We start from the raw sequence: 25219 nt of genomic DNA on the forward strand, positions 1-25219 counted from the left end.
TGACCTCCATGACTGCACTTGCACCGGCCGAAACCCCGCAGGTTGAAGAAGCGCCCGACGCCACAGAAGCTCCGCTGGAGGGTTTCCGCATCGGTGTCACCTCGCACCGGCGCTCCCAGGACCTGATCGAGGCCCTGGAACGCCGCGGCGCGGAGGTGCTGCACGCTCCCGCACTGAAAATCGCTCCCGTGCAGGAGGACATGCGCCTTATCGAGGACACCAGGGCCATCATCGCGGCCAAGCCGGACCTCTGCATCGCCACCACCGCCTACGGCATGCGCCGCTGGTGTGAAGCCGCCGACTCCTTCGGGATCGGCGACGAGCTGCTGGAAACCCTGGGTGCCTGCCGGATGTTCGTGCGCGGCCCCAAAGCCCGCGGCGCGGTACGCGCGGCAGGGCTTGCCGACGTCGGAATTAGCAGCGACGAGACCACCGCAACACTGGTGGACATGCTGCTTGCCGAGGGCGTCCGGGGTAAGACCGTAGCCGTGCAGCTGCACGGCTACACCGATGTCCGGCAGCTGGAGCGCCTGCGCATGTCCGGCGCCAACGTCCTGACGGTCACGCCCTACCGCTGGGTGAAGCCCGACGGCGCGGACAGGCTTCCCCGCCTCATCGAGGCCGCGTGCAGCGGAAACCTGGACGTCCTGACCTTCACCAGTGCGCCCGCCGTCGACGCCATGTGGAGCACTGCCCATGAGATGGGTGTCTACAAACAGCTGATCGAAAGCCTGAAGACCAACGTCACTACCGCAGTGGTGGGGCCAGTCACGGCGCAGCCCCTGCTCGACGCCGGGGTGACGCCCCTGGTTCCGGAACGGTTCCGGATGGGCGCGCTCATCCGGCTTGTATGTGAGCACCTCGCCCTGAACCACGTCCGGCGGCTGGATACCAGGTCCGGCAACATCGAACTGCGTGGACGAAGCCTGCGCATTGACGGCCAGCCCGTGGAACTGGCCCCCGCCCCGCTGCTGCTGCTCCGGGCACTGCTTGGCGCCGGGGGTGCCGTCCTGTCCCGCGAATCGCTGTCCGAACTGCTGGAACTGCGCGGATCGGTGCACGCCCTGGACATGACCGTCAGCCGGCTCCGTTCCTCACTGCCGGACGGACGGCTGGTGGAGACGGTGGTCAAACGGGGCTACCGCATCCGCGTCTAGCTGTACCTGCTTCCAGCTGTGCGGCGGCCGCAAATGTGTCGGTTGCCCGACGGATGAGAAGCACGTCACAGGTTCTGTTACCGGCCGGTAAACACTGGCGAACACAGGGCCGCTAAACGGCAACTGCAGGGAAACACGCCGGAAAAAGCAACGGCCTACGCTGGGTTCCATCACGAAGTTCCGGCCGTTTCACGGCCGCCAGCGAAAGGGCCAGCACATGTCCGCTCCGGCACCCTCCACCTCCACTGCTCCCACCACCCGCATCGTCATCGCGGGAGCTGGTCCGGCCGCGCAGGCTCTCGTCAGCCAGCTTGACCGCGCCCGGTTCACCGGCACCATCACCGTGCTGAGCAACCGGGACGACACACCGGAGGAACTGCTGGAGCTGGCGCTGCTCCCCCAGGTCTCCGTCCGCTTCGGCCAGCCCGCCAGCCACATCGACGCGGAAAACCGCACCGTCGCCACGGCGGACGGCATGGAATTCAGCTACGACCAGCTGGTCATCGCCACCGGATCAACACCGGTGGCCAGCCCGGTGGAGGGCGCCAGCCGCTGCCTTAGCTACTCCACCATTGATGACGCGGCCCGCGTCGGCGAAGCCGTCAGTGAAGTCACGAGGGAACTTGGCAGGCGCCCGCTGGGGATCCTCGTGGGCACAGGTGCTGCTGCCGGCCAGGCTGAAGCAGTGCTCCGCGCCAAGGGCGTACGCCCCATCCGCACCACCGCCCGGCCGGCCGCCGTTATGCCCCACGCTTCTGCGTCAGGCTTCGCGGCTTCCGGCGTGGTCTTCGAAGACGGCAGCAGCATGTACGGCGACCTGGTGGTCCTGGCCGAGGAGCGGGTGTCCCGGGACGGGCTCGCCGCCAGCGCCGGCCTGCGGACTGCGCCCACCGGCGGGATTGTCATCAACCAGGACTTCCGGACGTCCGTCCCCGGCATCTGGGCCATCGGTGACGCGGCGGCGTTCGACGGTGTCCGCCTGGGCCTGCTGGTTGCTGCCGCTTCCGCGGCGGGCGCCTGCGCCACCCAGCTGCTCACGGCTTCTGCTCCTGCCGCTTTGCCGGCCGCTGCCTGACGGGCGTCGGCCGGAGGAGGGCGCCCGGCCGGGCTTCCTGCTGAGGGCCGCTCCTGCTGTGGCAAGATGGTTCCCGAAACGAGTCATGGGCGTTACAACGCCCGGCCCACGGGCCCCTGGAGAGGACCATCATGAGCAACGAAGCCACCCCTTCCGTTGAAACTGCAGCCCCAGGTTCCGGCAGCATAGCGTCCCTTATCGACCACACGCTGCTGAAACCCGAAGCAGGAGAGGCTGACGTCCTCAAGGTTTGTGCGGAAGCGGCCGAATACCACTTCAAATCGGTGTGCGTTAATCCCATTTGGGTGAAAACAGTCAAGAAGGCCCTCAAGGGGACCGGCGTCCTTACCTGTTCCGTGGTGGGCTTCCCGCTGGGTGCCACCCCCACCGACGTCAAGACCTTTGAAGCCCGCGGTGCGGTGCTGGATGGTGCTGACGAGGTGGACATGGTTATCAACATTGCTGCTGCCAGGGCCGGAGACAAGGGTGCCCTGGTTGAGGACATCTCTGCGGTGGCGGAGGCTGTCCACGCCAGCGGCGCGATCCTCAAGGTCATCATCGAAACAGCGCTGCTCGACGACGCACGGAAGGTTCTTGCCTGTGAGGCGGCGGTGGAGGCCGGGGCTGATTTTGTGAAGACCTCAACAGGCTTCAACGGAGGCGGTGCCACTGCAGAGGACATCGCCCTGATGCGCCGTACTGTGGGCCCCGACCTCGGCGTGAAGGCCTCCGGCGGTGTGCGTTCCCTCGAGGATGCGCAGGCTATGATTGCTGCAGGTGCAACACGTATTGGTGCCAGCTCCGGAATTGCCATCGTCAAGGGTGAACAGGGTTCATCCTCCTACTGACAGCAGCCGAAGTCGCCACAGATTGAGGCCCCCGCGGCCAAGGAGGAATGAATGTCCAGCAAGATCACGGCTTCCAACCAGGGCCCCGCGTCTCTCGAAGGGTCGCTCCAGACCCCCCAGAATGAGAACAAGCTGGTCACCAGTGTCATTCTTTTTGTGGTCTGCATGGCCTTGTTCCTGGGCGCCATCTACTCGCTGTCCTTCCTCACGCTCGGCAACCCGTGGCCGATGGCCGTCTGCATCGGGCTCTTCGGCCTGACCTACTGGATCCCGCAGACCATCCTCGGCCGCTCCGACTCCGCCGGCGAGCACTAAGAACCGCAAATTACAGAAGAGACCCCTTGGACAACGTCCAAGGGGTCTCTTCGCGTCCACGGCGTTTCAGAACCACATCCGGGTCCAGGCCTCCGCAGCGGCCGCAACCCTGGTCCATTGGCCCTGGGCTATGGACCACCCGGCCACGCACAGCCCCACCATCGCGTAAGCACTGACCGGGATCAGCAGCAGCCATTCACGCTTAGATCCTGCACGGCCCAGCAACGGCAGGGAGAGCGCGCCGTTGGGACGCCAGACCTGGCGCAGCAGCGGCACCTTGCGCAGGAGTTTGGGCGGCCGGATGACGATCGGCCACAGCAGCGGCACGCCTCCGGTGGTAATCAGGTCCCCCACTATATGGACCACCACGCCGGTCAGCATCGAGACCGGAAGCCACGTCCACTGGTCTGGCGCGAACCAAGTGACGAGTCCGGCCATCACCAGCCCGAAAATCCAATTTGTGAGGAACCCGGACTTGGGGAAAAGCTTGAGCGCCTTGGCTGCGATGTTGATCATGAACATGCACAGCAGCCCCGCCCCCACGGAGAGTAGCCCCCAGTCCGTCTGCAGCTGGAGCTGCCCGGCCAGGGTGGCCAGCAGCACAAAGAATGCCGCCCCGAGCACGGAGTGGGTGCCCTGCCGGTGCCCGCCGCTGGCGTTCTCGATCCCGACGGCGATCACATTGGACAGCGGCGGCAGGGAATTCGCCACGGTGCTGTGCCGATGGTCCCAGTCGCACACCAGGGCGGTTCCCGCCGTCGCCATCCCGCCGATCAGGATCCCGGTGGCGTCCAGCGGGTACCAACCGAGCGTGTACGGCCCCGTCGAGGCAATAGCTACCCACGCCGCGGCTCCTGACGCGGCGTGGTGTCCTCCCATCAAGTCCTAACGGCTTACTGCCGGAGCGGCGAGTGGGGCGTCCGAGAAGATGTTGCGGATGACGCCGTTGGCCCATTCGAGGATTTCCGCGTCCTGCAGGTCCCGGCCGCCGATCTTGGCGGTCTTTGGTTTTGGGATCAGCACGGCATCGAGGGCAGGCTTGGACTGCGACCCCGGGTACATCCGGTTCAGGCGCATGACCTTGGACTCGGGAAGGGTGGCGGGCGAGAACTTGATGAAGTTGCCCTGCAGGGCCACGTCCGACAGTCCGGCTTCCCGGGCATCGACGCGGAAGCGGGCCACGGAGACCAGGTTCTGGGCCGGCAGCGGCGGCTCGCCGTACCGGTCCACGAGCTCGGCCAGGACTTCATCGATCGCCTCGTTCGTAATGGCGGAGGCAAGCTTGCGGTAGGCCTCCAGGCGCAGCCGCTCCCCCGGCACGTAGTCGTGCGGCAGGTGGGCATTAACCGGGAGTTCGATCTTCATTTCAGCGGCCTTCTCCTCGGCCTCACCGCGGAAGTCTGCCACCGCTTCGCCCACCAGGCGGATGTAAAGGTCGAAGCCCACGCCCTGAATGTGCCCGGACTGCTCGCCGCCCAGCAGGTTGCCGGCGCCGCGGATTTCCAGGTCCTTCATGGCCAGCTGCATGCCCGCGCCGAGCTCGTTGTGGGTGGCCACGGCCTTGAGCCGTTCGAGCGCCACCTCGCCCAGCGGCTTCTCGGACGGGTAGAGGAAGTAGGCGTAGGCGCGTTCACGGCCGCGGCCCACGCGGCCACGGAGCTGGTGCAGCTGGGACAGGCCGTACTTGTCCGCGCCGTCCACGATCAGGGTGTTGGCGTTCGAGATGTCCAGCCCGGTTTCGATGATGGTGGTGCACACCAGCACGTCAAAACGCTTTTCCCAGAAGTCCACGATGATTTGTTCCAGGCGGCTTTCGGACATTTGGCCGTGGGCCACCTCCACCCGTGCTTCCGGCACCAGTTCACGGATCTTGGCCGCGGTGCGCTCAATGGTGGACACCCGGTTGTGGACCAGGAACACCTGGCCTTCGCGCATCAGTTCGCGCCGGATGGCAGCGGAAGCCTGCTTGTCTGTGTACGGGCCAACGTACGTCAGGACGGGGTGGCGTTCCTCGGGCGGCGTGGCCAGCGTGGACGTCTCCCGGATGCCGGTAAGGGACATCTCCAGCGTGCGGGGAATGGGGGTGGCGCTCATGGCCAGCACGTCCACGTTGGTGCGCATCTTCTTGAGCGCTTCCTTGTGCTCCACACCGAAACGTTGCTCCTCGTCCACGATCACCAGGCCCAGGTCCTTGAATTCAAAGTCCTTGGACAGCAGCCGGTGGGTACCGATGACGACGTCGACCGTCCCGTTCTTGACGCCCTCCGCCGTCTCCTTCGCTTCCTTGCCCGCCTGGAAGCGGGACAAAGGCTTCACGCGCAGGGGGAAGCCCGAGAACCGCTCGGTGAAGGTTTCATAGTGCTGCTGGGCCAGCAGGGTGGTGGGGACGAGCACCGCCACCTGTTTGCCGTCCTGAACCGCCTTGAAGGCGGCGCGCACAGCGATCTCTGTCTTGCCGTAGCCCACGTCGCCGGAAACCAGCCGGTCCATGGGGATCTCACGTTCCATGTCCGCCTTGACCTCGTTGATGGTGGTCAGCTGGTCCGGCGTCTCCACGTAGGGGAAGGCTTCCTCGAGTTCGCGTTGCCATGGGGTGTCCGGCCCAAAGGCGTGTCCGCGCGATGCCATCCGGGCCGAGTACAGCCGGATCAGTTCCCCGGCGATCTCCTTGACGGCTTTCCGGGCCTTGGACTTGGTGCTCGCCCAGTCGGCACCGCCCATCTTGCTCAGCACGGGAGTGTCGCCGCCGACATACCGCGTCACCTGGTCCAGTTGGTCGGTGGGGACGAACAGCCGGTCCCCGGGCGCGCCGCGCTTGGACGGGGCGTATTCCAGAACCAAGTACTCGCGCACACCATCACCACCGCCGGCGACTTTTCTCTGGATCAACTCGACAAAGCGGCCAATGCCGTGCTGCTCATGCACCACGTGGTCCCCCGCCACCAGTTGCAGGGGATCCACCGCGTTGCGGCGCTTGGATGGCATGCGGCGCATGTCCTTGGTGGATCCCGCCGACGTCCGGCCCAGCAGGTCAGCTTCCGTCAGCAGGCCCAGCTTCAGCCCGTCCAGGACAAAGCCGCGTCCGACGGCGGCAGTGGTCACTTCGATGATGCCTGCCTGGGGCTCGTGGTCCAGGCTGTCCACCCGGGCACACGGAATGTCGTTCTCATGGAACAGCTCCGCCAGCCGCTGGGCAGGCCCGGGACCTTCGGTGGCCACAACAATCCGCCACTGGTCCCGGACATGCGAGCCGATGAAGTCCATCATCTCCGCCACGTCGCCTTGGTAGCCCCGCGGTTCCCGCGCATGCAGGTTCAGTACGTCAATCTCGGGCAACAGCTCCTCGTCCTGGGCGAGCGAGGTGATGGACCACCAGGAAACCCGGTGCTCCAGGGAGGAGCTGCGCGTTTCGGTCAGCGACCGGAAGCTGGCGGAATGGAGCGCAGCACTTGCCTGCGAGCTCAGGTCCAACGGGGCAGTTCCGCCGTCCGAGGCAGTGGACCAGGCAGCCTCGAGGAATTCCTCATTGGTGGCAGCGAGGTCGTGGGCACGGGTACGGACCTTCTCCGGCTCGATGATCACAGAGATGGAACCCCCAGGCAGCTGCTCCACAAAAGGAACCATCGAGTCCACCAGCACCGGGGCCAGGGACTCCATGCCCTCCACGGTGATGCCGCCGGCGATCTTTTCCAGCATGTCCGCCGCCGCGGGAAGCTGGGACTTGAGGGTGGCTGCCCGCGACATCACTGAAGGGGTGATGAGGATTTCCCGGCACGGCGGGGCGTGCAGCTCCGTGGGGTGATGGAGCCCTGGTGAGGACAGCGAGCGCTGGTCGGCGACGGCGAACCAGCGCATCTGGTCCACTTCGTCACCGAAGAATTCAACCCGGATGGGGTGGTCCTCCGTGGGTGGAAAGACGTCGATGATGCCGCCGCGGACCGCGAACTCCCCGCGGTGCGTCACCATGTCCACGCGGGCGTACGCGGCGTCTGCCAGGTTCCGCACCACCTCGGTGAAGGGCATCTCCTGGCCTACCTTTAACGTGACCGGAACCAGCTCACCCAAGCCGGCCACCACGGGCTGGACCACGGCGCGGACTGGCGCCACCACAACACGGAGCGGTCCCGCCGTCGATGTTTCCGGGTGCGCAAGGCGGCGCAGCACGGAGAGGCGGCGGCCCACGGTGTCCGAGCGCGGGGAGAGCCGTTCGTGCGGGAGTGTTTCCCAACTGGGGAACTCTGCCACGGCGTCGGCGGGGAGATAGGCCCGCAGCGCGGCGGTCAGGTCCTCTGCCTCCCGGCCGGTAGCGGTGACGGCCAGCACCACGCCCGGGCCGCCGTCGTCGTGCCCGTTGTCGCCAGCCCCTTCGGCAGCGGCCGCGATGCCGTCCGCCATTTCGGCGAGCAGTACCGGACGGAGCCCTGCCGGTGCGCTGATCTGGTAGTCCTGGCCCCTGACGTCGAAGCCGCGGGCCGCCTCGGCCCGGACTCGGGCAAAGGTCTGGTCCGGGGCGAGGGCGCGGCGCAGTCCGTCCAGCGACGGGCCTGCGCTGGATTGGCCGGCGGTGGACGGGCCGGGAAGGCTCATGGCAGAAGCTCCTGTGGTGTTCAGTGGATCGCAGGCAACGCGAAAACCCGAAATTCGCTTCGAATCCCGGGTAAACCCAGCCTACCCTCCTGCGCTGACATGGCGGGCTGATGGGCGCGGTTAGGCTGGCAGAGCCCAGGAAGGCAGGCAGGGCGGCCGTCCGGGCGCGCTGCGGCTCCGAACAGCTTAAGGACGAAGAGGAGACAGCATGACCGGAACCAGCAATACCCAGCGTTCACCCAAAACTGTCCTGGTTACCGGGGCCACCGGCTACATCGGCGGCCGGCTGGTGCCAAAGCTCCTGGAGGAGGGCCACACCGTCAAAGTACTGGTGCGCTCACCTGACAAAATCGCCCGCGTCCCGTGGCGCGACAGGGTGGAGGTCGTGGAAAGCAGCCTGGACGACGGCGACGCGTTGCAGGCGGCGCTTTCCGGCGTGGACGTCTTTTACTACCTGGTGCATTCCATGGCTGCGGGGGCAGGCTTTGAAGCCAAGGAACAGGCGATGGCACAGGCGGCGGCGGAGGCCGCAGCCGCCGCGGGGGTGGGCCGGATCATCTACCTGGGCGGTCTCCACCCCAAGGGTGTGGACCTGTCCACCCATATGCGCTCCCGCGAGGCAGTGGGCAAAGTGTTCCTGGACTGCCCGGTGGACGCCATCGTGTTCCAGGCGGGAGTGGTGATCGGTTCCGGTTCAGCCTCCTTCGAAATGATCCGCCACCTTTCCGAGACGTTGCCGCTGATGCCGGCGCCCAGCTGGGTCCGCAACCGGATCGAGGCCATCGCGGTGCGGGACGTCCTGTACTACCTCGTGTCAGCGGCATCCTTGGAAGGGTCCATCAACCGCACGTTCGACGTCGGCTGCCGCCAGGTGCTGACGTATGCCGGAATGATGAAGGAGTACGCCGCCGAAGCGGGTTTGCCATACCGGGTGGTGCTGGCACTGCCTGTCCCTGCGCCGAAGCTCGCCGGGATGTGGGTTGCACTGACCACACCCATCCCGCTGTCCATGGCCGTGCCCCTGGTCCAGTCCCTCCAGCACGACGCCGTGTCCAATGAGCACGACATCGACGAGTACATCCCGCAGCCCGACGGCGGCCTCACCGGCTACCGCACCGCCGTCGCCCTGGCCCTTGGCAAGGAACGTGACGGCCAGGTGGAGACCACGTGGGCCAACGCCGGGGTGGCCGCCGATCCCCTGCCCAGTGACCCCGACTGGGCCGGCCACAAGGTATACATTGACGAACGGACCTTCCACGGCGACGTGGACCCCGCCCACGTGTGGACGGTCATCGAGGGTATCGGCGGCCGGAACGGCTGGTACTCCCTGCCGTTGGCCTGGCAGGTCCGCGGCTGGCTGGACAAGCTCACGGGCGGCGCCGGACTGCTGCGCGGACGCCGGCACCCCCACACGCTGGCCCCCGGAGAGGTAGTTGACTGGTGGCGGGTGGAGCGGATCGACCACGGAAAGCTGCTGCGGCTCCGGGCGGAGATGCGTGCTCCGGGCAGGGCATGGCTGGAACTGTCGGTGGAGCCGGACGGGAATGGCAGCCGCTACCGCCAGCGGGCCATCTTCTTCCCCAAGGGCCTCAGCGGGCGTCTGTACTGGCTGGCCGTCCTTCCCTTCCACAGCCTGATCTTTCCGGCCATGGCAAGGAACATCACGGGGGCGGCCCGGAACATCGTGGATGCGGAACGGACAGCCCGGACCACGTAGGATGTTTGGAGCCTAATCCGATCCCACGTCCCAGGAGGACCCATGGCCTTGAGCGCAACCACCACCCTTCCGCACTCCGTCCCCAACGTTGCAGCTGTCCTGGTGGATGAAGATTTCCAGCGCCACGTCAGCCAGCTTGTCGGCGGCAGCCTCGAATCCTTTACGGTCGACGGCGACGTTGCCGGGGCGTTCAGCGCCACGTCCGTGCGGACCCTTCCCACCACCCGGCTTCCCGAGTTTGCCCGCAAGTTCGTGGGTGAACACCTCAAGGTGACGCAGGTGGAAAACTGGGACGCTCCCGCGGCGGACGGTTCCCGCCAGAGCAACATCTCGCTGAAGATCGCCGGAGCCCCCGTAGACGTTACCGCCGTCCAGCGGCTCGTGGCTGCCGACGGCGGCACGCGCGTAGAGCTTGAAGGCGAAGTAAAGTCTTCGGTGCCGTTCCTCGGCGGAAAGATTGCCGACGCCGCAGAACCCATGGTTGCCAAGGCACTGAACCTCCAGGCCAAGCAGGCACAGGCCTGGTTGGAAAGCCACTAGTCCGTGGAACTGCCCGTAGTCGCCGCTCTGGTCCTGGTCATCGCTGGCCTCTGGTCCCTGGTGGTCTGGCCGCAGTTCCTGCGCCGGGTCATGAAGGATCCCCGAGCCCGGGACGCCGCCGGCAAGGCCACGAAGTTCCTCACCGTTCACGTGGTGCTGGTCAGCATCTCCATGGTGCTGGGGGCGGCCACGGCCCTCATTGGCATCATGGGTCTGTTCGGCTAGGTTCATACCTTAAAGAAGTCCGGCCCTCCTTCCTGCGGGAAGGAGGGCCGGACTTCTTGATGCCAGGACTTTTTGTTGTCAGGACTGTTGTCAGGCGGCCTGGTTGAGCGCGTCCTCCGCCGCGACCCAGGAGATCATGGCGCACTTGACGCGGGCGGCGTACCGCGCCACTCCCTCAAATGCCGCGGCGTCACCGAGGATTTCGGGGTCGGCGGGTATTTTGCCCCGGGACCGGAGGACCTCGCGGAAGTTGTCGATCACCTCGTGCATCTCGGCCACTGTCATTCCCTCGGCCAGGTCCGTGAGGACGGAGGCGGACGCCATGGAAATGGAGCAGCCTGCGCCGTCCCAGGCAATCTGTGCCACTTTGCCGTCGGCTACGGCCAGGCGCAGGGTTACTTCGTCGCCGCAGACGGGGTTCAGCTGGTGTGACTGCCCCGTGGTGGCGCCGTCCGGTGCCTCCGTCCCGGCCAGTCCGCTGCCATGGCGGGCTTTGGAATGGTCAAGGATGATCTGCTGGTACAGGTGGTCAAGGCTCATGTCATACCTTCGATGTGCGTCTGCGTTTGATGTATTTAGGCGCGGAAGTAGGCGCGCACGCCCGCAACGGCATCCAGGAACTGGTCCACGTCATCGGTGGTGTTGTACAGGTAAGCGCTGGCCCTGGTGGTGGCCGTCAACCCCAGCCGGCGGTGCAGCGGCTGGGCGCAGTGATGGCCAACACGCACGGCGATTCCCCGCGAATCGAGGAACTGGCCCACGTCATGGGCGTGCACTCCTTCGACGTCGAACGCTGCGAGCCCTATCCGGTCCTGGCCGGCAGCGGGTCCCAGGACCCGGATTCCCGGAATGGACTCAAGGCCGGTGATCATCCGCTGGCCCAGCTCAGCCTCCCAGCGGTGGATCCGGTCCAGCCCCGTTTCGGTCAGGTAGTTCGCTGCAGCAGCCAGCGCCACAGCCTGGGAGATCCGCTGGGTTCCAGCCTCAAAGCGCTGGGGCGCGGGGAGGTATTCGGCGCGTTCCATGGTCACCGTGGTGATCATGGAACCACCTGTCAGGAACGGCGGCAGGATGTCCAGGACGTCCTGCTTTCCGTAAAGTACGCCGATTCCCGTTGGGGCAAGCATCTTATGGCCGGAAAAGACAGCGAAGTCGATGTCCAGCTCTTTGACGTCCAAGGGCATGTGGGGTGCAGACTGGCAGGCGTCCAGGACCACCAGCGCGCCCGCGTTCCGGCCCAGGGCGGCCAGTTCCCGGACGGGGTTGATGGTGCCCAGGACGTTGGAGGCGTGCGTAAAAGCCAGCACCTTGGTACGTGCGCCGACGATGTCCGGGGCGAGGTCCATGCGGAGGCTTCCGGCGTCGTCCACGGGGATGTAGCGCAGGGCCGCCCCGGTACGGAAGGCGAGTTCCTGCCAAGGTATGAGGTTCGCGTGGTGCTCCATCTCCGTCACCACGATCTCGTCGCCCGGGCTCAGCGCAAGGTCCTTCAGCCGGGCGTCGCCCCGCCCTTGGGTGGCCCAGAGGCCGGCGTTGGAGAGCGCATAGCTGAGCAGGTTCAGGCCTTCGGTGGCATTGGAGGTCCAGACGATTTCGGAGTATTCGGCGCCTACGAAGTCGGCCACGGTCTGCCGGGCGTCCTCGAATGCTTCGGTGGCCTCGACGGCAAGATGGTGGGCGCCCCGGTGCACGGCAGCATTGCGCTGCTCATAGAATTCCTGCTCGGCTTCGATGACACTCAGCGGGTTCTGGGACGTGGCTCCGGAGTCCAGATAGATCAGCGGGCGTCCGTTGACCAACTGGTCCAGGACCGGGAAGTCGTTGCGGATGCGCTGCACTTCGGCGTTATCCATGACCGGCAAGGCGCGTTCCAGTGTGGCTGGCGTTGATACTACGGCCAAAACTAACTCCTTGAGATGCCAACGGATGACACTCAATTGTCCCACAGCACGGCTGTGGCGGCCGCCTGGAGGGGCAGCCGCCACAGTCGCTCCGGGCTTCAGCCCGCGGAATGGAGGGCCGGCGACGGCTGGGGGGAGAGTCTCGGTCTCAGAAGACTCTGACGTCGCCGGCCCCGTCCAGCCCGGCCCAAAAGGACCGGAAGTTTGTCGGGACGGAGGAGCTTGTTCTGCTGTAGGCAACTCTTACGGCTTCTTTGCGCCGGTTCCTTTTGCCTCCTTAAGTAAATACTCCGGCGCCACCCTGCACACGAGTAGGGAGTACTCGAATTCGTCGTCCCAGGACTACCGGGGCAGCCTGCGGTACCCGCATTGCCGCGGCGGCAGCCGGCGGAAGGGCTGAGCCGGCATGCAGCCTCGCGGCTTGGGCAGGCGGAAGTGGCAGGCGGAGGTGTTGGGTAGGCGGCAGGTGTTGGGTAGCGCCTATTTGGGGAGGGCTGACTCGAGCTCGTCGCGGCTGCGTACACCCAGCTTTACGTACGTACGGTACAGGTGCCCTTCTACCGTGCGTACAGAGACCATCAGCCGTTGGGCGATTTCCCTGTCAGTAAGGCCCTGCACGGCCAGGCCGACGATGTCCTGCTCGCGGCGGGTGAGGTGGACGGCGGGAGCAGCAGCAATGAAGCGCCCTTCCCTGAACCGCTCCCCCAGTTCGTGGTCGCATTTCTCGCGCAGCGCCACGGCTTGCCTGGACCGCCGGCGTTCTCCGGCCTGCTCCAGGAGGGTACTCGCGCGGGCATAAGCCTCGCGAGCGAGATTGACAAAGCCTGATTCCTCGAGTGAGTTTGCCGTGTCCATCAGGGCATCCCCATCAGCGGCTTCCCAGCCAGTTGCCAGTGCCAGCATCGCCTGGGCGAATCGTCCTTCTATCGTCTGCGCGACCGACTGCACCATGGGAATGACCGATGGGTCACCCAAGTCCCAACAGATGGACAGAATTTCGAGCAGGGTTCCGGCCCTCGAAGTGGCATCATGCGTGGTGGCCAGGGTATGGAGCGTTGCCAGCCCCTTGCCGTCCCGGGACAGATATTCGGAGGCAGCGGCACCGTATGCTGAAGCCAGCAACTCGTGGGCAGGACCTCCGGCCACTGCGTCGGTGAAGTCCTCTTCAAGTCGTTTGGCCTGCGCTGCATCACCCAGCCGTGCTGCCACGTAGAAGCCCAGCGAAGACCCGAAACGGAACAGCTGCAGCGGATCATTCAACCTCAGCGCCTCCACAGCCGGCAGCAGCACCTGGTACGCCCGTTCCATCCGGCCTTGCCGCAGAAGCGAGTAGCCGCGAAGCACCTCCAGGCTTCCGTTGAAGGTGGCGGCTCCGCGCGTATGGCCAGCCGCGTAATTGTCGAGTTCGCGCTCGGCCGACTCCCATTCGCCCATCGCCAGGTAATCAATCACCAGCCGGCCCAGCACGAACTCTGTGAAAAAGAACAGGCTGTCCTCCAGCGCAGGCAGTTCCGAGGCAGCCAGGAGGGCGGAATCAAGCCCCTGTCCAGCGCGGCCGGCTGCAGCAAGGGCGTGGGCCAGAAGCGCCTCGCCAAGCGCCCTGATGGATTCGCTTCCGGCCTCCGCGGAGGCTGTGTTCCGGATTTCCCGGACCTCACTCGAGAGCGCCCCGGCATCCACAGCCGCGCCCAGCTGCAGGAGGTGCAGGACCTGCAGGAGCCCGTCCTGCCGTTTCTGGTCTCCGTCAACCCCCTGTTGAGTGTTCATGCCCTCGGCCAATGCGTTTAAGGACTGGCCGGTGGCCTGGTGTGCCGCAGCGCGGAGCAGGAGGACGGCGGGGCCCTCGGCGTCATCGGAAAGCTGACGCCAGCAGGCATCAAGAAGGTGGGCGGCCTGGCCATAGGCACCCTCGTTGTAGAGGGCGCGTGCCTGGATGGCCCTGGCCAATGGCACCAGTGCGGGATCCTGGATTTTGGCTGCAATGGAACGTGCGCTTGTGTTGCGGAACCGGCGCAGGGCCTCACGGGCAGCGTCGAGCATTTCGGGGTCCGATACCCGCAGCCCGCACTCAAAAGCCCACTCTACGGACCTGAGCTTGCCCTCCCCGCGCAGGACCGTGCCGTTCTGGTGGACCCGGATTTTTTCGAGCAGCTGCAGGCTTCGCGACACCGAGAGTGTATTCCGGATGGCGGTGGCGAAGAGGGCATTCCACATGGACAGTTCAGCCGGCACTCCTGAACTCTCGGTGATCATCTGCTGGTCAAGGAGCGAGCGGACCACAGCAGCCCCGCTGATGTCCTCGATCACCTTCCGGCCCACCGGTCCGGCAAGCGCGATGAGCTTCAGGGCCTCCTGTTCCTCCGGCCCGCGCCGGATGTGGTCCTTGGTCACTACTGCCGTGAGTTGGCCGCCGTCGGCGGGCAAGGGACCAAGCAGCATCCAGATGCCATTCCGCTTGGCCAGGACACCGGTTTCGGCAGCGTCGTGCAGCAGTGCGTCGAGGATGCGGGGATTGCCGCCTGAAGCAATCCACACTGAATCCACTGTGGCCGCCGGCACCGTTCCATCCAGGACGTGTGCGAGAACTTCCTCAATCTGTTCCCTGTTCAGGGGCCGAAGGTCCACCCGCTCGGCAAGGCCGTCGTACCAGAGCTGGTCCAGCGGCTGCGGGAGGCCCGGCCGGGGCCTGGCAGCAGCTACCACAGTTGCCCAACCTGCCGAGATCAGGTCCGCCAGTACCCCGGCAGAGGCGTCGTCCAAGTGGTGGGCATCATCCACCATCAGAAGGACCGGGGCGCCCCTGCCGCCCTTCAGCTTCTCGAAGTACGTCCACATGGAACGCAGAACCGCCACGGGTGAGACCGATTCTTCGGCGCTCAGTTCTCCGGTATACGGAGTCAGCACGCCGAAGGGCACAGTAGTCAAGGCAGAACTGCCATGAATCTGCAGGATGTTGAGCTCCCCGGAAAGCCGCTCCAGGATCGCCTCCGTCAGGGACGTCTTACCGATCCCCGGCCCCGCCATCACAAAAACCGCATGGCTGGTCCCGTTCCGGACAATGTTGCAGATGCGTTCCAAAGGCTCGCGCCGGCCGGTGACGGGGCGGTGTGCCGGTTTGTGGCCGTTAGACGAGTCCAGTCAGATCACCCCTGGAAGTTACGCCGAGCTTGGTGAAGACCTGGTACAGGTGGCCTTCCACGGTGCGGACGGACACGCCCATTTCCAGGGCGATGTCACGGTTGGACGCCCCGCGGCCGGCCAGCCGTGCAATCTGGCGCTCCCGGGCGGTGAGCAACGGGCTGCCACTGCTGGGCACGATGGGAAGATTCGCCACAGTGGCAGCCAGGATGTCCAGCCGGGCCTGGGCGGTCCGGGCGGAAATGGTATCTCCGTCCTGCCGGGCGAAGTCCACCGCCAACGCCATGCAGCGGGCCTCCACGGTGTCCAGTTCGAGGGTGGCCGCGATTTCCCCTGCTGCGAGAAGGATTTTGGCATCCTTGGTCCGGCTCCCCACTGCCAATAGCCGGGCTACTTCCGCCAGCGGTCCCTGCCGGTGATCCGAGATCTCCTCCAGGAGGCGGAAGTCGGCATCGCTGCCGTTCACGGTCGCTGCCAGCAGGCTGATCCCGGCATTTGTGTAAAGACCTGCCTCCAGGTTCCGCCGGGCGGACTGCTTCAAGCCGGCAGCGGACTCGGAATCGCCCAGCCAGCGCCCCGCAACCAGGGCGCAAAACTCGATGATGCTCTCGGTGGCAAAACTTGACTTGCCCGGTATCCGCTGGAGTTTGGCCAGGAACCTGCGCGCCTGGGCAGCATTGCCCGTCTGCGCATGGGCCAGTGCTGTGGCTGCGTAGGCGCAGCGGAGTGCATTCTGGAGCGGTTGGAGCTCCAGCTGCGCCACCGCCGAAATCAGGGGGTCCAGGGCAGCGCCACCGCGGCCGGAATAGACATAGGCGAGCCCGACGGCGAGTTCAGTGGCGGCGCTCCGGTATGGGAGGCGGTCGTATTCACCGCTGTTGTATGGGCCCAGGAGGTCGATGCATCGCCGCCACTGCCCGGCCGTCAGCAACACCAGGTAGGCCTCCCTGGTGTATTGCTCGCGCAAACCCACCACATGCGAAGCGTCCGTTAGCTGGCCCCCAAGCTGCCGCATCAGGCTCAGCGCATCCATTTCCCGTCCGGTCAGCGCCAACGCCGTCATCAGGATGACGGCGGACTGCATCCGGTGGGCGGTGTCCGGGTTCCGTGCCGGGTCTGCAGCTGCCTCCAGCTCGGGAATCATGGCCGCGTAGTCACCAACGAACGCGCGGTATTCGAACTCGCTGAGTGCCACGCGGTGTGCGGCAGTCACTGCCGGGTGGGGCCAGGCTGCGTTGTTTGCGATGGACTCCAGCCGCTCCCCGGCTTCAGCAAGAAGGGCCGGGACCTTGCCTGCCTGGTCCGGAAGCCACAACATCACCTTGGCCTTGGCCGCCACCACCTGGGCGTATTCCTCGACTCCAACATCCTCAAGTTCCGGCTGGGAGATCTCGTCCAAGGCAGCAAGTGCTTGGATGGGCAGGTCCAGCTGAAGATACGCGGCAGCCTTCTGGCGCTGGGCGGGTACCCACTCCTGGTCCGTCCGCTTCAACATGTCTGCATAGGTTAGGGCGAAGCGGGGATCAAAAAGCTGGACGGCGGCTTCCGCTGCGGCGAGGGCCAATGCCGGGCTCAACTCAGCTTCACATTCGTGCGTCCACGCGGCGAAGGCCATCAGTTCCTCGACGGTCATGTTCGCCGGCTCGGGTTCCGTACCGCCCAGAAGCTCGCTGCGCAGTTCCCGGCGCCGGGCAATGCTTAGCCATGACCGCACGACGTCGCCGATGTATTTTTCACGCAACGCAACCCAGCGATGGTCCGAATCATCGATCTCCAGCAGGCCGGCGTCCTCCATGTCCGCCACCACTTCTGCGCGGTATATGGCAGTGAGCCTGGAGAGTTCCACCCGCCTGGCGCAGGAGAGCATCTCAATGACTTCCCTGGTTTCCGGGGTCTCCCTCGACCAGCGGGACCGGACGATGTCGTCCAGGCTGGCGGCGCCGTCGAGTACCACCTTGTCCCGGAGGGTCCAAACGGAGTCGGACAAAACGAGGTTTCCCGAGAGCCGCTGTTCGGTGACAAGTGCCTTCAACAGCAGCGGGTTGCCGCCCACCATATGGTGGTAGGTGCTGACCAACGATGCAGACACCCGTTGGCCCAGCAAGGACAACAGAACCTGGCGGGTCTGCAGCTCGTTGAGGTTGTTGAGCCGGACCTCAGTCAGGCGGCGGTCGGTGAGCAGCCAATGGAAGTCGGCGGGAAGATCACTGATCTTTGGTGCAACCGCGATGATTTTGGCTGTACCGGTCAGAAGGACATTCAAGAGCACGCCCGCGCTCATGTCGTCAATGCTTCCCGAGGTGTCCAGCGTGATGATGCAGCGCCGGCCGGCTGCGTCGCTCCGGATCAGCGATGTGATCCCACGCAGAATGGCCGTGGGAGAACCCATGTAGGCCTGGGGAAGGCGCGCCAGAAGGAAGGAAAGGCAGCCGTACGGCGTGTTGGCGCCCGCGGGCCCGCTTCGGAGTTGCAGGGACCAGACGTCGGGACCGAGGTCTGAAACGGCGGCCCGGGCGAGGGAGGACTTTCCTACACCCCGCCCTCCGGTGATAACAACGCCCAGCGAGTCTTCGCTGACCAGTGCTGTTCGGACGGCTTCAAGGTTTGCGCCGCGGGCAGGCGCCGACCACTGTTGCACCCCGGACGCGCCGGAAGTTTCGGTATGCAGCCCAACATCGTGAGAAGTTGACCCACGCCCCCAGCTAAGTGGCTCGATTGACATGAACTTATCCCCTACGTCCCGCGATAGCGGGATGTAGCCCCATTGCTCCCCCGCATACGAAAAAGACTACCTGTGCCACAGACAAGGAAACAGGTAGGCGGGGCTTTAAGTTTTTATGTTGCTAGCGCTCGGACTTCGCCGGATGGAATTTCTGCTGCGCGGATGTGAGCCCCTCCCGCAGCAGCAACTCCACGGCGTCGGCGGCCTCGTCCAGCAGGAAAGGCAATTCCTTGACCTCGGCAGTGCCAAAATCACGCAGGACGTAGTCGGCCGTGTCCATTCGCCCCGGCGGCCTGCCGACCCCCACTCGGACCCGCAGATAGTCCTTGGTGCCAAGCGCTTTGGAGATGTCCCGCAGCCCGTTGTGGCCGCCTTCTCCCCCGCCGGTCTTGAGTTTCACCGTATTGAAGGGAATATCGATTTCGTCGTGTACCACCACCACATGGTCGGGGGTGATGCCATAGAAGCTTGCCAGCGCCGAGACCGGCCCGCCTGAGACATTCATGTAGCTCATGGGTTTCGCCAGCACTACCCGCGGACCGCCGATGCCGAGCCTGCCCTCGACCACCTGGGCGCGGGCCTTGTGTGTCTTGAATCCCGCGCCCACGCGTCCGGCGAGTTCGTCAAGGACCATCTGTCCGACGTTATGCCTGTTGCCCTGGTATTGCGCACCCGGGTTTCCGAGGCCAACGATCAACCAGGTGTCAGTCATGAATCAATCCTAAGGTGGGGGCGTGGTGAGGGCGGGGGGCAGACACGGCAGTGGCCGGACCCTGGGGATCCGGCCACTGTCGAAACGTGCAGGGTATTACTCTGCTGCTGCCTCGGAGGAAGCGCCAGCGGCTTCTTCGGTGTCTTCCTCGGCGGACTCGGTGGCCTCGGAGATGTTCACCACGAGGGCATCGGCATCGGCGAGGAGGACTGCGCCCTTGGGCAGGACCAGGTCGGACGCGTGGATGTGCTCGCCGGCGGTGCGGCCTTCGATGCTGACCTCGACGGCGGTGGGCAGGTGGGTTGCCTCGGCCTCAAGGGAGATGACAGTGAGTTCCTGGTTGAACACGTTGCCCGGAGCAAGCTCGCCGACGACGTGGACCGGAATGTCAACTGTCACCTTTTCGCCCTGGCGGACGGTGAGGAGGTCGAGGTGCTCGATGATCTGCTTGATCGGGTCGCGCTGGACGTCCTTGACCAGGGCCAGGTGGCTTTCGCCGTTGATGTCCAGCGACAGCAGGGCGTTGGCGGTACGGACGGCCAGGGTGGTGGCCTTCGCCGGGAGCGTCACGTGGATGGGCTCTGCGCCATGGCCGTAGATGACGGCGGGGATGAGGTTCGCCATCCGGGCGCGGCGGGCGTAGCCCTTGCCGAATTCGGTGCGTACTTCTGCTGCGAGCTTCTGCTCAGACATGGATATCTCCTTGAAAACTAAACGGTGTTCAGCAAGGGCGGAGGTCTGTTGCGACCTTCAACGCCGGGCAGCCGTGGCCGGGCCCATCTTCGAAGGGAGATTCAGACCCAGTCGATAACGGAGACTGCAGTCCGGTTTCCGTACAGACGGTTACCGGCGCTCTCCCTCGCCAAGGTATCGCTGAAGAGTCTACCAGCGCCGCCCGTGATTCATGAAAACGGGCCCCGCTCCCGGCAGCCGAACGATCGGCCACCGGGCGCAGGGCCCGACTGTAAACGAAGGGTCAGGCTTTGCCGTCGAACAGGCTGGTGACCGACCCGTCGTCGAACACTTCCCGGACGGCACGGGCGATCAGCGGAGCGATGGACAGCACGGTCAGCTGCGGGAAGCGCTGTGACGCGGTGAGCGGCAGCGTGTTGGTGACCACCACTTCCCGGGCGCCCGATTCCGAGAGGCGCTGGGCTGCCGGCTCGGAGAAGACGGCGTGCGTGGCGGCGATAATAACGTCCTTGGCGCCGGCGTTCTTGAGCACGTTGACGGCACCGGAAATGGTTCCGCCGGTATCGATCATGTCGTCGATCAGGACGCAGGTGCGTCCTTCGATCTGGCCCACCACTGTCTTCGAAACGGCCTGGTTGGGAACGGTGAGGTCCCGGCTCTTGTGCACGAACGCCAGCGGGGCGCCGCCCAGGCGTTCCGCCCACTGCTCCGCAACCCGGACGCGGCCGGTGTCCGGCGAGACCACGGTGATGTTTTCGGCGTCCACCCTGGTCCGGATGTAGTCCGCCAGCAGCGGGATGGCCATCAGGTGGTCCACGGGGCCATCAAAGAAGCCCTGGATCTGCGAGGTGTGCAGGTCCACGCTCATGATGCGGTCGGCGCCGGCGGTTTTGTACAGGTCGGCCACCAGGCGGGCCGAGATGGGCTCGCGGCCGCGTCCCTTTTTGTCCTGGCGCGCGTACGGGTAAAAGGGCGACACGACCGTAATGCGCTTGGCGGAGGCACGCTTCAGCGAGTCGATCATGATCAGCTGTTCCATGAGCCAGTTGTTCAGCGGTGCGGGGTGTGCCTGGATGACAAAGGCGTCGGTTCCGCGGACACTCTCGCCGGCGCGGACGTAGATCTCACCGTTGGCGAAGTCGTAGGCGTCTACCGGGAGGAGGTCGGTGCCGAGCTCCTTGGCGATCTCCCTGGCCAGTTCGGGGTGGGCGCGGCCTGTAGCGAGCACCAGCTTCTTTTCGCCGCGCGCCGTAATTTCGCTCATTATTGGTTGCCCTCTTCTGTAGATGCCGGGGTACTTGAGGAATCTGGGGTGGCTGCCTGGGCCAGTTCGGCCGAGCGCGTACCAGGGCGGTTGGCCGCCACCCAGCCCTCGGTGTTGCTCTGGGCGGCCACCGTCAGCGCGAGCGCGCCCGCCGGGACGTCCTTTCGGATCACGGTGCCGGCGCCGCTGTAGGCGCCGTCCCCCACGGTGACCGGGGCAACGAATACTGTGTTTGAGCCTGTCCTGACGCCCGAGCCAATGACTGTCCGGTGCTTCTTCTCGCCGTCGTAATTGGCTGTGATATTTCCGCAGCCGATGTTGGTGTCCTCGCCGATTTCGGCATCGCCGGCATAGCCGAGGTGGGACAGCTTGGAACCACGGCCGATGGTGACGTTCTTCGTTTCGTAGAACGCGCCGATCTTGCCGCTTTCGCCCAGGACAGTGCCGGGGCGCAGGTAGGTGAAGGGGCCGACGGCGGCGTCCGGGCCGATGACCGCCCCTGATCCGTGCGTCCGGACCACCTTGGCGCCTTCACCGATGGTGACGTCCGTGAGAGTGGTGTCGGGCCCTACGACGGCGTCCCTCGCCACTGTGGTGGCGCCGTGCAGTTGGGTGTTGGGCAGGATCCGGACGTCCTCGTTGAGGGTCACGGAAGAATCGATCCAGGTGGTTGCCGGATCCACAACTGTCACCCCTGCCCGCATCCAGGCCTCGACGATGCGGCGGTTCAGCTCGGCGCCCAGGGCGGAGAGCTGCACGCGGTCGTTTGCGCCTTCCACCTGCCAGCGGTCAGCGGTCACGACGGCGGCGACCCGGCCGCCCGCCTGCCTTGCCAGTCCGAGGACGTCGGTGAGGTACTTCTCGCCCTGGGAGTTGTCTGTGGTGACATGCGTGAGTGCGTCACGAAGGACGGCAGCGTCGAAGGCGTAGATGCCGGAGTTGACCTCGCCGATGAGCCGCTGGGCGTCGGAGGCGTCCTTGTGTTCAACGATGCCGGTGACGGTCCCGTCGTCGCCGCGCAGGATGCGGCCGTAGCCGGTGGCGTCGTCAAGGACTGCCGTGAGGACGGTGACAGCATTGGCTTCGCGTTCGTGCGTGGCCACGAGCTCGGCCAGCAGCTGGCCGGAGAGGAGCGGCACGTCGCCGTAGGTCACCACAACGGTTCCGGTAAGGTGCTGTTCCCCGTCCAGGGCCTGGAGGGCGACCTCCACGGCACGTCCGGTGCCGGGAATCTCGTCCTGGTCCACGATGACCGCAGCAGGATCGAGCTCTGAGAGGTGGCGGGCCACCAGGTCACGTTCATGGCGGACCACGATGGCGAGCTGGCGGGGATTGATGCTCCGTGCGGCGAGCAGCGCGTGGCCCACCATGGACCTGCCGCCAATCTCATGCAGGATCTTGGGAGTGCGCGATTTCATCCGGGTACCGGCGCCTGCCGCCAGAACGATGACCGCGGCCGGTCCGGTATTCTCGGGGATCACGTACGGGCTCTCCTTGCTAAGTTACGCTGGCGTTTTACGGTGCTCCCGCGGCCTGAAGCCGTCCCGGCACCGAATGTCATCCTACTGAACGCTCCTCGCACAGCAGTTCCGCCCATAGGATTCGAACCTATACTCCACGGCTCCAAAGGCCGGGGTGCTGCCATTACACCAGAGCGGACCGTGCCGCAGCGCGCGGCCGGGCACAAGTAGTTATTTTGCCACGGGTTCGGGGCGCCGCGCGACATGAGCCGTTCATGCCCCGTCCTTGCCCCGTTCCTCCCCCTTTTCCGGGCACGGCGGGCGGCTGCAATTCCGCGGGGGCGGGTAGTGCATGATGGAAATGTGAGCAACAACCCTCCGCGGACGCGGATGACCGGCCTTCAGCGGCGGAGCCAGCTGATCGACGTCGGGCGGGGCCTTTTCGCAGTCCGCGGACTTGACGGCACCACCATAGAGGAGATCGCCGCCTGCGCGGGAGTATCCAAGCCGGTCATCTATGAACACTTCGGATCCAAGGAAGGCCTGTACACGCAGGTAGTGGACTTCGAGTTCCGGATCCTCCTGGACGCCATTAACGCCGCCCTTACCGCGGAGGCGAAGCCGCGCGTCCTCGTGGAACGGGCCGCGCTGGCGCTGCTCACCTACATTGAGGACCGCACCGAAGGGTTCCGGATCCTGATGCGGGACGCCCCGCCGTCGCAGCCCGAGGGCGCCTTCTCCACCCTGCTCTCCCACGTCACCGCCAAAGTGGAACACATCCTCTCCGACGAGTTCGACCGCCGGGGCTTCAGCGCCCAGGACGGCGCCATGTACGCCCAGATGCTCGTCGGCATGGTCGCCATGACCGGCCAATGGTGGCAGGACAGCCGCCAGCCCGACAAACACACTGTTGCGGCCCACCTGGTAAACCTCGCCTGGAACGGCCTCACCGGTCTCAAGAAGGACCCGGAACTCAAGTCCGAGGGTTAGGTCGCCTCCTGAGGGAACCCGGCCAAGGAAACGCGGACTTACTCGCCGAGGACCTCGAGGGCCTCCAGCCATTCGAGTTCGAGGGCTTCGCGTTCTCCTGCGAGGTCCTTGAGCTTTTTGTTTTGGTCGGCCAGGGCGTCGAAGTCCGATTGTTCGGTGCTTTTGACCATTTGGTCGTGGAGCTTCTTTTCCTGCTGTTCCAGTTTGCCGAGCTGGCGTTCGATGCGGTTCTTGGCCTTGCGGGCGTCCCGCTTTTCGGCCTCGGACGGTCCGGCGGGAGTAGCCGCTGCGGTGGCGGAACCGCCGCTGGTGACTGGGTTGCCGCCGCCGGTGACCGTGGACCCGGCCAGGGCGGACTCACGCAGCTCCAGGTACTGGTCCACGCCGCGCGGCAGGGCGCGGATCTTCCCGTCGCCCAGCAGCGCCATCTGATGGTCCGTCACGCGCTCCAGGAGGTAACGGTCGTGGCTCACCACAACGAGTGTCCCCGGCCAGCCGTCCAGGACGTCCTCGACGGCGGCGAGGGTATCGGTGTCGAGGTCGTTGGTGGGCTCATCGAGCATCAGCACGTTGGGCTCCCCCACCAGCAGGCGCAGCAACTGGAGACGGCGGCGCTCACCGCCGGAAAGGTCCCGCACTGGGGTCCATTGCTTCTCATTCGTGAAGCCAAGCTGCTCCACGAGCTGGCCCGCCGTGAACTCTTTGCCGCCCACGTTGATGGACCGTTTCTCGCGCTCGATCACTTCGATAACGCGCAGGTCCGAGACGTCGTCGAGCTCTTTGACCTCCTGGGTAAGCACCGCGGTAACCACGGTCTTGCCACGCTTGAGCCTGCCCGACGTGGGCTCGATCTGGCCGTTCAGGAGCTTGAGCAGGGTGGTCTTGCCGGCGCCGTTGACGCCCACCAGGCCCAGCCTCTCACCAGGTGCCAGCCTCAGGGTGATGTTGTCGAAGAGTTTTTGCCCTTCTTCACCTCCAAGGAAGTCCAGTGAAACGTTCTCCAGGTCCAGCACATCCTTGCCCAGCCTCGCGGTTGCCATTTTGCTCAGCGCCATCGAATCCCTGGGCTCGGGCACATCGGCGATGAGGGCGTTCGCCGCTTCAATCCGGAACTTCGGTTTGGCGGTGCGGGCCGGCGCGCCGCGGCGTAGCCAGGCGAGTTCCTTCTTGACCAGCTGCTGGCGCTTGCTTTCCATCACGGTGGCCGAGCGGTCACGCTCGGCGCGGGCCAGCACGTACGCTGCGTAGCCGCCGTCGAAAGGATCCACGATGCCATCGTGGACTTCCCAGGTCTTGTTGCAGACCTCGTCAAGGAACCAGCGATCGTGGGTGACAACCAGGAAAGCACCCTGGTTCGCACGCCACCGGGTCTTCAGGTGCCGGGAGAGCCAGGCAACGCCCTCGACGTCGAGGTGGTTGGTGGGCTCGTCAAGCATGATGACGTCATGGTCCTCGATCAGGAGCTTGGCCAGGGCCACCCGCCGTTTCTGCCCGCCGGACAGGGCGTGGACGTTGGCGTGCCAGTCGACGTCGGACACGAGTCCGCCCATGATCTCCCGGATCTGCGGGTTCCGCGCCCACTCATAATCCGCCTGGTCCCCCACGATGGCGGCGCCAACCGTCAAATCGCCGTCAAGCACGTCACTCTGGTCCAGATAGCCCACGTTGACGTCGCCACGCTTGGTGACACGCCCGGAATCCGGCGTGGACCGCAGAGCCAGCAGTCGCATCAGGGTGGACTTTCCGTCACCGTTCCGGCCCACCATGCCGATCCGGTCGCCCTCTTCGAGTCCGAGGGTGATGCCGTCCAGGACGGTGCGGGTTGCGTAGGAGACCGTCAGGTTCTCGCCGCCAAGAAGGTGAGCCAAAGGGAAC

19 protein-coding genes and 1 tRNA gene are annotated in these 25219 nt (G+C 65.5%); 8 read left to right on the forward strand and 12 right to left on the reverse strand.

The features are described 5' to 3' along the window. The first annotated feature begins 8 nt into the window (after positions 1-8). From AC5RUQ_RS11165 to AC5RUQ_RS11180, 4 genes are all read left to right on the forward strand, one after another. Positions 9-1157: a uroporphyrinogen-III synthase gene (locus AC5RUQ_RS11165; protein WP_493947393.1), complete on the forward strand. Its 1149-nt coding sequence runs from the start codon at positions 9-11 to the stop codon at positions 1155-1157. 217 nt (positions 1158-1374) lie between these two features. After that, positions 1375-2232, forward strand: a complete 858-nt coding sequence (locus AC5RUQ_RS11170) for an FAD-dependent oxidoreductase (protein ID WP_493947394.1) — start codon at positions 1375-1377, stop codon at positions 2230-2232. Positions 2233-2363: 131 nt separating this feature from the next. Beyond that, positions 2364-3080, forward strand: coding sequence for a deoxyribose-phosphate aldolase (gene deoC, locus AC5RUQ_RS11175; RefSeq protein WP_493947395.1), 717 nt, complete (start codon positions 2364-2366; stop codon positions 3078-3080). Positions 3081-3131: 51 nt separating this feature from the next. Continuing rightward, positions 3132-3395 carry a hypothetical protein gene (locus AC5RUQ_RS11180; protein WP_493947396.1) on the forward strand — a complete coding sequence of 88 codons (264 nt, stop codon included), beginning with the start codon at positions 3132-3134 and terminating at the stop codon, positions 3393-3395. Positions 3396-3461: 66 nt separating this feature from the next. Here the strand turns inward: AC5RUQ_RS11180 and AC5RUQ_RS11185 are convergent, their stop codons facing one another. Then, positions 3462-4274, reverse strand: coding sequence for a metal-dependent hydrolase (locus AC5RUQ_RS11185; protein ID WP_493947397.1), 813 nt, complete (start codon positions 4272-4274; stop codon positions 3462-3464). A 6-nt stretch (positions 4275-4280) separates the two neighbouring features. Continuing rightward, entirely contained in the window at positions 4281-7982 is a 3702-nt protein-coding gene (mfd, locus tag AC5RUQ_RS11190; protein WP_493947398.1) for a transcription-repair coupling factor, read from the reverse strand. 208 nt (positions 7983-8190) lie between these two features. On the opposite strand from mfd, the gene AC5RUQ_RS11195 reads away from it, so the two are divergent. The 3 genes from AC5RUQ_RS11195 to AC5RUQ_RS11205 are packed head-to-tail and all read left to right on the forward strand — an operon-like array spanning position 8191 to position 10464. Next, a complete protein-coding gene (locus AC5RUQ_RS11195) occupies positions 8191-9699 on the forward strand; it encodes an SDR family oxidoreductase (protein WP_493947399.1) in 1509 nt (502 codons plus the stop codon). A gap of 42 nt (positions 9700-9741) precedes the next feature. Next, positions 9742-10239, forward strand: coding sequence for a DUF2505 domain-containing protein (locus tag AC5RUQ_RS11200; RefSeq protein ID WP_256246869.1), 498 nt, complete (start codon positions 9742-9744; stop codon positions 10237-10239). Between the two features lie 3 nt (positions 10240-10242). Further along, entirely contained in the window at positions 10243-10464 is a 222-nt protein-coding gene (locus AC5RUQ_RS11205; RefSeq protein ID WP_493947400.1) for an SCO4848 family membrane protein, read from the forward strand. A gap of 90 nt (positions 10465-10554) precedes the next feature. Here AC5RUQ_RS11205 and sufU read toward each other — a convergent pair whose 3' ends face one another. The 9 genes from sufU to AC5RUQ_RS11250 form a co-directional block, all read right to left on the reverse strand. Beyond that, entirely contained in the window at positions 10555-11004 is a 450-nt protein-coding gene (gene sufU / locus AC5RUQ_RS11210; RefSeq protein WP_493947401.1) for a Fe-S cluster assembly sulfur transfer protein SufU, read from the reverse strand. 35 nt (positions 11005-11039) lie between these two features. Continuing rightward, on the reverse strand, positions 11040-12365 hold the full coding sequence (locus AC5RUQ_RS11215) for a SufS family cysteine desulfurase (protein WP_493947402.1): 1326 nt from the start codon (positions 12363-12365) through the stop codon (positions 11040-11042). 480 nt (positions 12366-12845) lie between these two features. Beyond that, positions 12846-15443, reverse strand: a complete 2598-nt coding sequence (locus AC5RUQ_RS11220) for a helix-turn-helix transcriptional regulator (RefSeq protein WP_493947403.1) — start codon at positions 15441-15443, stop codon at positions 12846-12848. A gap of 46 nt (positions 15444-15489) precedes the next feature. Beyond that, positions 15490-18225, reverse strand: a complete 2736-nt coding sequence (locus AC5RUQ_RS11225) for a LuxR C-terminal-related transcriptional regulator (protein ID WP_493947404.1) — start codon at positions 18223-18225, stop codon at positions 15490-15492. Between the two features lie 121 nt (positions 18226-18346). After that, the gene (pth, locus tag AC5RUQ_RS11230) at positions 18347-18937 is read right to left on the reverse strand and encodes an aminoacyl-tRNA hydrolase (protein WP_493947405.1); all 591 of its coding nucleotides are present in this window, start codon (positions 18935-18937) and stop codon (positions 18347-18349) included. A 96-nt stretch (positions 18938-19033) separates the two neighbouring features. Then, positions 19034-19630: a 50S ribosomal protein L25/general stress protein Ctc gene (locus AC5RUQ_RS11235; protein WP_493947406.1), complete on the reverse strand. Its 597-nt coding sequence runs from the start codon at positions 19628-19630 to the stop codon at positions 19034-19036. Positions 19631-19913: 283 nt separating this feature from the next. Beyond that, positions 19914-20894 (reverse strand): ribose-phosphate diphosphokinase, encoded by a 981-nt coding sequence (locus AC5RUQ_RS11240; protein WP_163164303.1) that lies wholly within the window; start codon positions 20892-20894, stop codon positions 19914-19916. Beyond that, complete coding sequence (glmU, locus tag AC5RUQ_RS11245) at positions 20894-22375, reverse strand: bifunctional UDP-N-acetylglucosamine diphosphorylase/glucosamine-1-phosphate N-acetyltransferase GlmU (protein WP_493947407.1); 1482 nt, start codon at positions 22373-22375, stop codon at positions 20894-20896. The genes AC5RUQ_RS11240 and glmU overlap by 1 nt, the downstream gene beginning before the upstream one ends. Before the next feature lie 106 nt (positions 22376-22481). Next, positions 22482-22553, reverse strand: a tRNA-Gln gene (locus AC5RUQ_RS11250). Between the two features lie 164 nt (positions 22554-22717). On the opposite strand from AC5RUQ_RS11250, the gene AC5RUQ_RS11255 reads away from it, so the two are divergent. Next, positions 22718-23344 (forward strand): TetR/AcrR family transcriptional regulator, encoded by a 627-nt coding sequence (locus AC5RUQ_RS11255; RefSeq protein WP_163164301.1) that lies wholly within the window; start codon positions 22718-22720, stop codon positions 23342-23344. 38 nt (positions 23345-23382) lie between these two features. On the opposite strand, the gene AC5RUQ_RS11260 is transcribed toward AC5RUQ_RS11255, so the two are convergent. After that, on the reverse strand, positions 23383-25212 hold the full coding sequence (locus tag AC5RUQ_RS11260; protein ID WP_493947408.1) for an ABC-F family ATP-binding cassette domain-containing protein: 1830 nt from the start codon (positions 25210-25212) through the stop codon (positions 23383-23385). Positions 25213-25219: the final 7 nt, after the last annotated feature.

This window comes from Arthrobacter sp. MDT2-3, from assembly GCF_059090465.1.

Bases quoted from the DNA above. Each gene is read 5' to 3' on its own strand.
- AC5RUQ_RS11165 (WP_493947393.1), top strand. From the start codon at position 9: ATGACTGCACTTGCACCGGCCGAAACCCCGCAGGTTGAAGAAGCGCCC.
- AC5RUQ_RS11170 (WP_493947394.1), top strand. From the start codon at position 1,375: ATGTCCGCTCCGGCACCCTCCACCTCCACTGCTCCCACCACCCGCATC.
- deoC (WP_493947395.1), top strand. From the start codon at position 2,364: ATGAGCAACGAAGCCACCCCTTCCGTTGAAACTGCAGCCCCAGGTTCC.
- AC5RUQ_RS11180 (WP_493947396.1), top strand. From the start codon at position 3,132: ATGTCCAGCAAGATCACGGCTTCCAACCAGGGCCCCGCGTCTCTCGAA.
- AC5RUQ_RS11185 (WP_493947397.1), bottom strand. From the start codon at position 4,274: ATGGGAGGACACCACGCCGCGTCAGGAGCCGCGGCGTGGGTAGCTATT.
- mfd (WP_493947398.1), bottom strand. From the start codon at position 7,982: ATGAGCCTTCCCGGCCCGTCCACCGCCGGCCAATCCAGCGCAGGCCCG.
- AC5RUQ_RS11195 (WP_493947399.1), top strand. From the start codon at position 8,191: ATGACCGGAACCAGCAATACCCAGCGTTCACCCAAAACTGTCCTGGTT.
- AC5RUQ_RS11200 (WP_256246869.1), top strand. From the start codon at position 9,742: ATGGCCTTGAGCGCAACCACCACCCTTCCGCACTCCGTCCCCAACGTT.
- sufU (WP_493947401.1), bottom strand. From the start codon at position 11,004: ATGAGCCTTGACCACCTGTACCAGCAGATCATCCTTGACCATTCCAAA.
- AC5RUQ_RS11225 (WP_493947404.1), bottom strand. From the start codon at position 18,225: ATGTCAATCGAGCCACTTAGCTGGGGGCGTGGGTCAACTTCTCACGAT.
- pth (WP_493947405.1), bottom strand. From the start codon at position 18,937: ATGACTGACACCTGGTTGATCGTTGGCCTCGGAAACCCGGGTGCGCAA.
- AC5RUQ_RS11235 (WP_493947406.1), bottom strand. From the start codon at position 19,630: ATGTCTGAGCAGAAGCTCGCAGCAGAAGTACGCACCGAATTCGGCAAG.
- AC5RUQ_RS11240 (WP_163164303.1), bottom strand. From the start codon at position 20,894: ATGAGCGAAATTACGGCGCGCGGCGAAAAGAAGCTGGTGCTCGCTACA.